Annotated in this window: 13 protein-coding genes; 5 read left to right on the top strand and 8 right to left on the bottom strand. The window is 68.4% G+C overall.

Features of this window, described 5'->3' with window-relative positions; translation table 11 throughout:
* Positions 1 to 915: sigma-70 family RNA polymerase sigma factor (locus tag CCN51_RS16015; protein ID WP_086859669.1), on the top strand; the 915-nt coding region annotated here is incomplete at its 5' end.
* A 1273-nt stretch (positions 916 to 2188) separates the two neighbouring features.
* Here the strand turns inward: CCN51_RS16015 and CCN51_RS16005 are convergent.
* Positions 2189 to 3766 (bottom strand): site-specific integrase, encoded by a 1578-nt coding sequence (locus CCN51_RS16005; protein WP_086859667.1) that lies wholly within the window; start codon positions 3764 to 3766, stop codon positions 2189 to 2191.
* A gap of 159 nt (positions 3767 to 3925) precedes the next feature.
* Here CCN51_RS16005 and CCN51_RS16000 point away from each other — a divergent pair, with 159 nt between their 5' ends.
* Positions 3926 to 4177 carry a DNA-binding protein gene (locus tag CCN51_RS16000; RefSeq protein WP_211303229.1) on the top strand — a complete coding sequence of 84 codons (252 nt, stop codon included), beginning with the start codon at positions 3926 to 3928 and terminating at the stop codon, positions 4175 to 4177.
* Between the two features lie 87 nt (positions 4178 to 4264).
* Here the strand turns inward: CCN51_RS16000 and CCN51_RS54955 are convergent, their stop codons facing one another.
* The 5 genes from CCN51_RS54955 to CCN51_RS15985 form a co-directional block, all read right to left on the bottom strand.
* The gene (locus CCN51_RS54955) at positions 4265 to 4435 is read right to left on the bottom strand and encodes a hypothetical protein (RefSeq protein WP_158104675.1); all 171 of its coding nucleotides are present in this window, start codon (positions 4433 to 4435) and stop codon (positions 4265 to 4267) included.
* A 230-nt stretch (positions 4436 to 4665) separates the two neighbouring features.
* Positions 4666 to 4809: a hypothetical protein gene (locus CCN51_RS55865; RefSeq protein WP_170061312.1), complete on the bottom strand. Its 144-nt coding sequence runs from the start codon at positions 4807 to 4809 to the stop codon at positions 4666 to 4668.
* Positions 4806 to 4973 (bottom strand): hypothetical protein, encoded by a 168-nt coding sequence (locus CCN51_RS55860; protein ID WP_170061311.1) that lies wholly within the window; start codon positions 4971 to 4973, stop codon positions 4806 to 4808. The genes CCN51_RS55865 and CCN51_RS55860 overlap by 4 nt, the downstream gene beginning before the upstream one ends.
* Positions 4970 to 5167, bottom strand: coding sequence for a hypothetical protein (locus CCN51_RS15990; protein WP_086859663.1), 198 nt, complete (start codon positions 5165 to 5167; stop codon positions 4970 to 4972). The genes CCN51_RS55860 and CCN51_RS15990 overlap by 4 nt, the downstream gene beginning before the upstream one ends.
* Positions 5164 to 5577, bottom strand: a complete 414-nt coding sequence (locus CCN51_RS15985) for a hypothetical protein (RefSeq protein ID WP_245881631.1) — start codon at positions 5575 to 5577, stop codon at positions 5164 to 5166. Before CCN51_RS15985 ends, CCN51_RS15990 begins: the two co-directional genes overlap by 4 nt.
* A 175-nt stretch (positions 5578 to 5752) precedes the next feature.
* Here CCN51_RS15985 and CCN51_RS15980 point away from each other — a divergent pair, with 175 nt between their 5' ends.
* On the top strand, positions 5753 to 7024 hold the full coding sequence (locus CCN51_RS15980) for an NsdA family TPR-like regulatory protein (RefSeq protein ID WP_483883441.1): 1272 nt from the start codon (positions 5753 to 5755) through the stop codon (positions 7022 to 7024).
* The gene (locus CCN51_RS15975) at positions 7024 to 7566 is read left to right on the top strand and encodes a GNAT family N-acetyltransferase (RefSeq protein WP_086859656.1); all 543 of its coding nucleotides are present in this window, start codon (positions 7024 to 7026) and stop codon (positions 7564 to 7566) included. The genes CCN51_RS15980 and CCN51_RS15975 overlap by 1 nt, the downstream gene beginning before the upstream one ends.
* Before the next feature lie 81 nt (positions 7567 to 7647).
* On the opposite strand, the gene CCN51_RS15970 is transcribed toward CCN51_RS15975, so the two are convergent.
* Entirely contained in the window at positions 7648 to 8328 is a 681-nt protein-coding gene (locus CCN51_RS15970) for an HNH endonuclease family protein (RefSeq protein ID WP_086859654.1), read from the bottom strand.
* Between the two features lie 97 nt (positions 8329 to 8425).
* Between CCN51_RS15970 and CCN51_RS15965 the strand changes: the two genes are divergently transcribed.
* Positions 8426 to 8656 carry a hypothetical protein gene (locus CCN51_RS15965; RefSeq protein WP_086859651.1) on the top strand — a complete coding sequence of 77 codons (231 nt, stop codon included), beginning with the start codon at positions 8426 to 8428 and terminating at the stop codon, positions 8654 to 8656.
* Positions 8657 to 9144: 488 nt separating this feature from the next.
* On the opposite strand, the gene CCN51_RS54950 is transcribed toward CCN51_RS15965, so the two are convergent.
* A partial coding sequence (locus CCN51_RS54950; protein WP_483883440.1) for an NsdA family TPR-like regulatory protein occupies positions 9145 to 10104 on the bottom strand: 960 nt, incomplete at its 5' end.

The raw sequence follows: 10104 nt of genomic DNA, 5'->3' as shown, positions 1-10104 counted from the left end.
AGCCGGAACCGGCTGGCCTCGCTGGCGTACCGGCTGCTGGGCTCCGCCGCCGACGCCGAAGACGCCGTTCAGGATGCGTTCCTGCACTGGCAGGCCGCCGACCGGCAGCGGATCAAGGTGCCGGAAGCATGGCTGACCAAGGTCGTCACCAACCTGTGCCTCGACCGGCTCCGCTCGGCACAAGCCCGCCGCGAACGCACCGCCGGCGCCTGGCTGCCCGAACCGCTCCTCGACGGCGACCCGATGCTCGGCCCGGCCGACACCTTCGAGCAGCGCGAATCGGTCTCCCTGGCCGTGCTGACTCTCATGGAGCGCCTGTCACCCCTCGAGCGGGCCGTCTACGTCCTGCGCGAGGCGTTCTCCTACAGTCACGCCGAGATCGCCGAGATCCTCGACATCACCGAGTCCGCAAGCCAGCAGCACCTCCATCGGGCCCGGCACCGCATCACCGCCGCGCGCCGCCGTGGCGGCGGCGAAGTCGATCCGGCATCCGCCCGCAGGATCGTCGAGGAATTCCTCGCCGCTGCCTCCTCGGGCCGCACCGAACGGCTGGTCGCGCTGCTCACCGACGACGCGACCGCGATCTCCGACTCCAATGGCGCCGGCCTGACCAAGACGCTGCTGCGGTACGACACTCCGCAGCGCATCGCCGCTGTCGCACGGGCCGGCTTCAAACCCACACCCGCGAAACGGCGACTTGTCGGCGGCACGCCCGCCATCCACTACGCGCTCGTCAACGCTGCCCCTGCCATCCTCTTCGTGCTCGGCGACCAGGTCATCGGCGCCGTGACGTTTGACATCGCAGGTGGCAAGATCGCAACCGTGCGCGGCATCGCCGCCCCCACCCGCCTCGTCCGCATCACCGAAGCCTGGCGGCAGCACGGACCGGACACACCACTCATCACCCAGTGGTGACCCGACGCCGACCGCGGCCAGGCGCAGCACCCGCGCTGACCGGTGAGCCGACCGACCGGGCGTCACGGAGCGCAACGACCTTCCCGCGCGCCAGTGCCGGGTGCAGCCTTCAAGCTCCTCGGCCTCGGCCCGGCACCCTCTACAACCACATGCAGTAGAGCGCCCAGGCCACCCCAAACCTGCTGCGGCACGACCGCCTGCACCCCCGACGAGCATGCATTGGCCGTGGCCGGGATCCCGGCCACGGCCAATGCCGCCGCTGGGTGCACCTGCCGGCAGCTGACCGGCCCGGGCGCCCTCCGGGAGCGGATCTCGAAGGCCATCGCGTCCCCCCGAAAGTCGGGTGTTGCGATGAGCGCAAGAACCCAAGCCTTCCAACGGCGCCGTACCCAGTCACCCGCCTCTCCTACCGCTGCCAGTAGGGCCGCGGACGCAGCGCAGCCAGGATCGACGCGGGGTGCCCAGTGGCCCTCTCAGTCAGCCACAGGGCAGCGGTGAGGGTCGCCCACCAGGCCACAAACGGCCAGGACGGCAGTAGCCGAAGACGCCGGGACCTCTCGCGGTGTCCTTGACCTTGCCCAAGACCTGAACCGCGCCGACATCGAACATGCCTCTTCGGGCCGTTTTCAGTACGGGCCGTTTACCCGCACAACAGCCAGTCATGGCGAACGGCCGTGCGCTCCAGAGATCTGGAGCACCCCGGTCTGCCGCCACCGACGCCTCCGCTGTCTCCCACTGGCCAGCGTCGACAGGATGGATCCGAGGCAGCCACTTCCGATTCCCTGCGTCCCATCAGCGTCCCGAATACCGCCCTCGCCCGCCGATCAGACCGTCCGCTCCAGCCCGCGAGAGCAACCGCACGACGCATAACCGCAGGTCAACGAAACACCCAACTGCGGATCGCCGCATCGCCGTTGAACTCACGAGCAGCGGATTCAGTCCGTTGAGCCAAAGTCCTGAATCCGCACGCCCGCTGAGACGTTTCCGCAGGTCAGAGACCCGCTAGGTGGGGCGGGTGGGACTCGAACCCACGGCCGACGGATTATGAGTCCGGGGTCAGGCTAGGTTTTCTCTGTGCCGGTGAATGCCGGTGCCTGTCGGCCAGTGCCGAACTGTGCAGGTCGCCGCCCCGTCCGGGGTACTACCTCCGTCGTGCGGGTGTCGAGTTCTGTCGCGTTCTGCCGGGCACTTCCGGAACGTTCGGCCGAGCAATGGCCGAGCAGGAAGGCCCCGCCACCTGCGGTGACGAGGCCCGAGCTTGCATGCCCAGAGGCTACTCCGTCACCGGAGCTGCGACATCGCGCCGGGCCCGAGGCACCAAAGCAGCCGCCTTCTCCGCGATCTCCTGGTCCACTTCCTGGAGCAGCGACGTGTACGTATCCGAGGCGAGCTGAATCCCCGAGTGCCGCAACGTCTCCTTGATGGCGTGCAGGTCACCGCCGCCTGCGTGAATCAGCGTTGCCGCGCAATGCCGGAGGTCGCGGAGGTTGATCGGCGGAAGGCCCGCACGCCGACAGACCCGGCGGAACTCGTCGCTGACCTGCTCCGGGTGAAGCCACGTGCCATCAGGCTCGCCGAACACCTTCCCCGAGTCCGTCCAGTCCGGCACGTCCTTCCCCTCGGCCCGCTCCTTGGCAGCCTTCGCATTCCATGCGTCGCGCTCCGCGAGCTGCCGCACGCGGTGCTCACGCAGAACGGCGATGTTCACAGAGTCCAGGGCGATCGATGCCGCCGAGCCGTCCGTCTTCGGGTCATCCTCGAACACCTCCCAGTTGTCAACGATGATCTCTTTCGCGATCGTGATCGACTTCCGTTCGAGGTCGACGTTCACCCAGTCCTGCCCGACGCCCTCACCGCGGCGCAGCCCACGGAATGCGATCAGGTGGAAGAACGCATACAGGCGCGAGCTCTCGGCCTCGTCCAGGAACGCGCCGATCTGCGTCGGAGTCCACACCATGACGGCGCTCGGCTTCTCGCCCGTCTTGCGCCAGTGCTCAACGTGCTGGTCGGTCCACAGCACAGCCTTCGGCCGCTTGCCGGAGTCGAGCTCTACCCACTGCGCCGCATTGAACGTGATGTGCTGCCGCCGGATCGCCCCGTTCAGCGCGGCGCGGAGCGTCGCCCGGATGCGCTGTTTCGTGGCCGGCCCGGTGATGTGCCGATACGGCGGCATTGCATTCAGCTTCTCGCGCTCGGCGGCCAGGCGGGCCGACTCGGTGGCCGACGGCCGACCGTTCTTGCCCCACTTGCATTGCGCCTCTTGCTCTCTGCGGGCCGCGTTCTCGGCCGCGATGACCTCGTTCTGGTCATCGATCGCGTCAAAGAACGCCTGTACGTGCGCCACGTTTAGCCGGTCCAGGCGGTAGTGCCCGACTCCCGGTTTGAGGTGCACGCGGATGTGAGATCTGTAGCTGTTGGTCGTCCTCCGCTTCGTCTTCTTCGACTCGATCCAGGTGTCAAGCCACTGCCCTATGGTCATGGCGTTGTCGAGTGGCACGCCACTGCCCAGGCGCCGTTGCACTTCGGTGGACTCCGGGATGGGCTTGCGCTCCGTCATGACGGCCATGAGGAGGTCCCCGATCCGGCGGGCCGTGTCCTCGTCGTCCCCGGCCAGGTCGAGGAGGGCGCGGATGCGGTCGATGTCAGATTGCGCGTCTGTCACCTTGGCGTAGCCCGAGCGCCGGAACCGTCGGCGCGTTCCGCTCTCGCCGACGGGCAGTTCTTGATGGATCTCGTAGTTCCCGTGGCTGCGCTTCGAGAGCTGCGGGCACTTCGTGCCGAGCCGTTTGCTGTTCGGGCCGCGGCATTCACAGCGCTTCGCTATGCCGCCAGCACGTCGCGCTCCAGGCATGTGTCCTCCGAATTCACTGCGCACTACGCGCGTACTTTTGCGAAATTCCGGTGTCGGCAACGTACGACACCTGTTGCTACGTATCAACTCGTGCCGTAGTGTGCGAAGTAGTGCGCAGCAATGCGTAGCAACCTCAGACGGCACAGGAGTGGCGGGAAGATGACCCAAGAGGCGAGCGCGGGGCCCCAGGAGCTGACCATCAGCGACCTGCTCACCCTTCCGCCGACGACCGACGTCAAGACGGCCGGAAAAGCATTCGGCATGGGCCGCACGAAGGCGTACGAGCTGGTGCGGGCCGGGGCCTTCCCTTGCAAGGTCGTCCAGGCCGGGCGCGGCTATCGCGTCGTAACCGCCGACCTTCGCCGCGTGCTCGGCGTCCAGGAGAGCACCGGGCACGCCCCGGCGGCCTGACCCGCACCCCGGAGACCACTCTCCATCCCCCCACCAGCGGCCCCGGCCGGCCGTCCTCACCAATAAGCGGGCGGCCGGGGCGGGGGCTTACGGGTTGGTGTCGTGCACGCAGGGGTCGTCGCAGCTGTCGTCACAGACGTGCGTGGTCTGCCTGACGTGCCGGTCAGCCAGGTCCTCCTGACGAGCTGCCGGATCGCTGGACTGGCGCACGTCCCGGCTGTTCTTGGCCGCGTTGATGGTGTGTCGTCTGCTGGTCATGGTGCCTTTCGTGATGGTGTGGTGCGTCTTCGACGGGACTCCGGCACCGGCCAGACACCCGCGCCGGAGTCCCGTCTCCCTGTGGCCGACGTCGGCGTAGCCGACCAGCGGGCTGGGTGCCCGCCCGCCTCCGCGGGGCGAGATACGGAAGACGGGCGGACGCTGAAAGGTGGGCCGCTGGCGCAGGGGTGTCCGGGACGGGGGCACCGGATCGTCAGCGGCCCACCGGTCTATGGGGCAGGGTCGCCCAGCACGCACAGGGCGACCGTCAGTGCCAGGAGCGCGACTGTCACGGTGAGGACTAGGCCGGCGCGGACGATCCGGAAGGCGTACAAGGTGGCCCGCTCGGTCGGGGACAGTCGGCGATGCCTCATCCGGCCTCCTCCGCATGGATCTGCCGCGTGGTCGTTTCGTAGGCCCGCAGCAACTGCTCTCCTTGACTGCAAGCGCCGCCGGGCGTCTTGCAGGCCAGGCAGCCCGCGGCGTGTTCGAGGGCTGCGCGCCATGCCGCCTCGGCGACCGGGTCGGGGTTCGTCATCGGACCCAGCCCTGCTGTCGGGCGCGGCGCATGGCGGCGAGCTCGGCGAGCGGGTCCCGCCGCTTCAGGAAGCTGGGCGCGCAGCTGGGGCACGCGTAGGCAGTACGGCCGCCGCAGCTGGCAGAGTGCACCTGTCCCACAATGACCGGCTGGTTGGTGGACTTGTCGCAGCGGGCGCAGATCTGGGAGGTCACCGCGGTGCCTCCTCACGAGGGCCGAGTGCTTCGCGGGTTGCGGTCTTCAGCGCGGCAAGGAGGGCTGCGGGGTCGGTGAGGTGCTGGTCCCGGGGCGGTACGCGCCAGCGCACTCCAGGCCCTTTCCGGCAGTCGACGGGTGGTACTTCGATGAAGGCTGTCGTCCCCCAGACTTCGACGCCGGGCGGCCAGTCGATGTCGTACTGCTCGGCAGTGCCGGGCGTGATCAACCAGTACAGCACCTTGTCGTAAGGGTTCTCGATGACGGCGCCCGTGGCATCGCCGAGCGATTCCAGGGCCCGTTTGCCGAGAAGGTGGGGGACGCGCACGGCGTCCCACGCTTTGCCTGCGGGCTGCAACTGTGCGCTACGGCCGCTCGGCGGTGTCCACGGTTCGGCTCTGGTCGTCATGGTCGGCTCCATGCGTGTGCGGACCAAGGAATATCCCCGGAGCCATCACCGTGCCGCGTGTTGCCCGTGGGCGGAAGGACGGTCAAGCTCGCGTTACTTCACGGGATAGGGACGCTTCTCTTCGCTCACCGTCACGACTCCGCTACGGTGATGTGGGCCACGTCAGGGAGAGCTGATGCCCCACCAACCTCGCTGTGAGAACACGACATTGCGCGAGTTCATGGCCGAATACGGCTTCACTCGCGAGGGACTGGCGGACGCAGTCAACGACGCTACCGAGCTAGACACTGGTATGCCTGGGACCAGCACCGCCCGCCATGTAGGCCGCTGGCTCAGCGGTGAGGTCACCTGGCCCAGAGAGCGCAGCCGTCTCGGTCTGGAGACGGTATTCGGACGAAGCACCGTCGATCTAGGGTTCCGCCCTCCCGTCAGCGGCGTCGGCGGGGTTACTGTGCGATCACCAGTACCCATCCGGCCTCAGGAACCGCCTGTGTACTGCCGTAAATTCGTCATTGGCTTCGGGACCCTCCTGGCGCTGCCCGCTCTGCCCGAGTCGGGGCGCCTCGGCATGAGCGACATCGCCCGGATCCGCGGGGCGGAGGCCCGCTTGGTCAGATTCGACGACGAGCACGGCAGTGCGCAACTGGCCGAGGTGGCCGCCCGCTACATCGAGCACGTCGAGCATGCGATGCGGCATTGCACCTACGGCAGCCGCGTCCAGACCAGCCTCCACCGGACCCTCGGAGAGATGTGCGCGCAGACCGGGTGGCTCTCTTACGACTCCGGCGAGCACGATCAGGCCCGGCACTGGTGGGACGCCGGACTGCGCTACGCCCTCCTGGCCCGTGACTCGGTGCTCCAGGCCCGCATCTGGTCGAATATGGCGCGACAGGCCGTCGACCTCGGTCACGGAAGCGAAGCGGTTGCGATCGCGAGAGCCGCGCTTGATGCCACCCGCAACCGTCGGCATCCCCGCCTGTCCGCTCTGCTCCACTCGCGCGTTGCTCTCGGGCACTCCGTGAGCCGCGAGAAGGGGCGGTGCGGTCAATCGCTCCACCGCGCCGAGCAGGAGCTCGACCGGGAAGCCGCTGACACACCGCCGTGGCTTGCGTTCTGCGGCCCCGACGAACTGGCCGGGCAGGCCGCCCTGTGCTTCTACAACTTGGGCGACTACCTGCGAGCGGCCCAAGCCGACAAAGATGCGCTTGCCGGTGCGCAGATCACACAATTCCGCCGCAATGAGTTCGCCACCCACGTCAGCCTCGCCCGGAACCTTCTTGCCGCGGGTGAACTCGACGAAGCGCTCGTCTCCGGGCATCAGGCCCTGGACCTGCTCCCCGAAGTGCGCAGCCCAAGGTGGGCCGCGCACCTGGACCGGTTCCGGCGCGACCTGGAGGCAACCCCGGCAGCATCGGAGTTCGTTGATCGCCACCAGGAGATGACCTGATGAAGGCTGATGTCCTTACGCTCAGCACGTACAAAAGCGTCCACCTGCCGCAGATCCGCCCGATTCTTCTGGACGTGTACGCCGAGGTGTGGGCGAAGGAGGCCGCAACAGACCCGTTCCTGTCCGTCGAGCGATTCAACGAGCGGCTGTCCGGCCACACATCCGGCGGTGACTGGACGTGCGTCATCGGAGAGGTCGGCGGCAAAACGGTCGGCTACGCATACGGGCGGCTGGACAGCGTCAGTGAGTGGCACGAGGTACTGAACCCCGTCGACCCCGGCGTGCACGATTACGGTTCCGACGGAACGTTCGGACTGTGTGAAATCATGGTCCGGGCGCCATGGCGCGGGAAGAGCATCGCCCGCGGCATCCACGACGAGCTGATGCGGCAGCGCACGGAGGATCGCGCATCCCTGCTGGTTGATCATGAGCGCCCCAAGGTGCGTGCCCTTTACGAGAAGTGGGGGTACCACCGAGTCGGTGAGATGCAGCCGTACCCAGACTCGCCGCGGTATGACGTGATGGTTTTTCCTCTCGGCTGACGTGCCGAATGGCCCCCTCGCCTGGCCCGGAAGCCAAGACGAGAGGGCACGGTGTGAGACGTCAGCGCGCCGGCCGCCAGATCAGGGAGCGGGGGTATAGGTCAGCGGGGCGTCGGAGCAGCCGCTGGCGAGCTCGACCAGCTTGCTCTTCTCAGCGGCATCGACACTCAGGCCGTACCGCGACTTGGCGATGACCCAGTACTCCGTATAGCGGCAGTACACCGCCTCATCCGGCATCCACTGCGCCGGATCCTTGTCGCTCTTCTGCCTGTTCGAGCGATTGGTGACCGCCTCCAAATGGCGCGGATCCGAGAGATCGTTTGCGTAGGCCACGCGGCGCTCCTGCGACCAGGCCGAGGCCCCCGAGTCCCACGCCTCGGCAAGCGGAACGACATGGTCGACGTCCAGGTCACGGGCACTGGTGACGTACTGATCGTCATACCAGGAGTACCAGCGACCCGTACCGGGCGTCAGCTTGCACCGGCCGGTCACCTCCGGCGCCTGTAGTGCCTCGTCCAGCAGGACCTCGGACCTCGTGTTGCAACCGTTGTGGTCCGCGTCGGTCCAGGTGCCGAACGATCGCTCGCGGTTGTAGCCGGTCCGGTCCTCGTCCGCGACGGGCAGAGCCGCGACGCCTTCTCGCAGGGTCGTGGTCACCGTGTCACCTGGCGCTCCTGGTGCCGCCGCTGCTGGCCACGTCGGGCCAGCCAGAGCCGCTGCCGTGACCGCCACCGCGAGGACCGTTGTCTTGAGCTTTCCCATGCCGCTCCTCCGTAGGGGATCGGCACCGTAGCGGCCGCCGCCTGCGGACCACTCGACCGCCGCGCGAGTCTTCGAGGGCCGGATTTATGATCCAGCCGTGGACATCCCTGACAGACTCCTCGACCTCCAGAAGGCGGCCGACGCCGAGCGCGCCAAGCTGGCCGGGCTCGACGGCGACGAGCACGCCGCCCAGTGGAAGCGCTGGTACGACGCCGCCGTCGAGATCCAGACCGCCGTCACTGAGCACGCCCAGGAGACCGGCACGCCGCGCTACCAGGTCGAGGCCGCGGTCAAGAAGGTCGTACGGCACCCCTCGGCCGACGGCTAGGCCAGCAGGGGCCCACGGCCGTTGTCGGTGTCGCGCCGTACGGTAGGCGCATGCCCACCGTCTTCCGGCCGCAAGGCCGTGCGATGACCCCTGCCCCGGATGAGATCAACAGACGTATCCGACTCCTCATGAACCAGCCCGCCAGCACTCGGAGGGCCCAGGAGTACACCCGGCTGCTCGTGCTGTGGGCCGAGGCCACCGCGACGAACGGGTCCAGCTGGGGTAAGGCGGCCTGACCCTCGGCCAGTGATCCGTAGAGCGGCGCCCCGCCTGAGTTCCCACGCCGACCGGGCGTCGTCTCCACGCAGCCATGAGCCAAGGGCGGCCCTGATGCAGGCCCCCGCGGACGCTCAGGGCCCTCCGCGCCAATCCCCCGCATCGGCAGGACGAACGGCGGCGACCGTGCCTCTGGGTGGTCATCGCACCAGCGGGCCGACTCCCTACCCGCAGGCGCCTGGCACAACCGTCAGGCGGCGGCCAGTCGCCCGTCAGGTCACCGTGACGTCCTTGAGGTCAGCGCGCAACTGGAGGACGCTGCGGTGGCTGCGCAGGTCGCGGCGCTGAGCAAGGTCGGCCTCGAGGTCGAGCAGGATGCCCCGGACCTGAGCAGAGCGGACGGTCGAGGCGTACTCGAGGAGCGAGGAAGCGGTGATGAGGGTCTGCTCCACGTTGTCACGACGCAAGTAGGAGCGGGCGAGCCACGTGCCGTGGAGAAGGGCGTCACGGTCCTCGGTGCGCTCGGCGTGAGTCCCGAGCCACCCGGTGATGAGCGGATCAGCCTCGGTGAGGAGGTCGGCGGAGCGGCGGGAGTCGGCCGCATCGCCTGCGAAGGCGGCGATGATGAGGCTCTGCCCGGTGACCACGCTCAGGTCGGTGAGCCAGTACAGCCATGGCGGTCGGCTGTCGAGCGCGTCGGGGTGGTCGAGGTGGCGCCGGGCCTCGTCGGTGGATTGGCGTAGCCCGTGGATGTCGCCCAGTGCGGCGTGGGCGTGGGCGTGGCGGGCGGCAGCGAGCGCCCGGACGGCGGGCGGCGCGCCGCGGGCGGTGGCGATGCCGGCGTTGGCGAGGTCGATCGCGTCGCGGAAGTGGCCCCGGGTGATGGCCTGGTAGGTCAGGCAGCCGTGGAGGTGGGAGGCCAGGGCGGAATCACCGGATGCGTGGGCCGCGGTCAGTCCGGTGCGGAGATAGCGCTGCGCACGCCCGTGCAATCCGGCATCCATTGCCATCCACCCGATCGTTTGGGCCAGTTGTGCCCAGAGGTTGATGGTGCGGGTGCGGGTGGTGGCATCGGTGAAGCGGTTGGCTCGCACGTAGTCGGCTACGAGCGTGAACTGCACGTGGGCATGGCGAAGGGTGGAGCGGTCTCCTCCCTCGGCGTCGTCGAGGTGGCGGACGGCATCGACGGTGGCGGCGATGGTGTCGGTGATGGCGGGGGTGACGACGGGGGC

It is taken from the genome of Streptomyces milbemycinicus, from assembly GCF_002154605.1.
GTDB lineage: Bacteria > Actinomycetota > Actinomycetes > Streptomycetales > Streptomycetaceae > Streptomyces > Streptomyces milbemycinicus.
The sequence above is the reverse complement of the archived record's forward strand: the minus strand, read 5'-3'. Positions and strand labels throughout refer to the sequence as shown.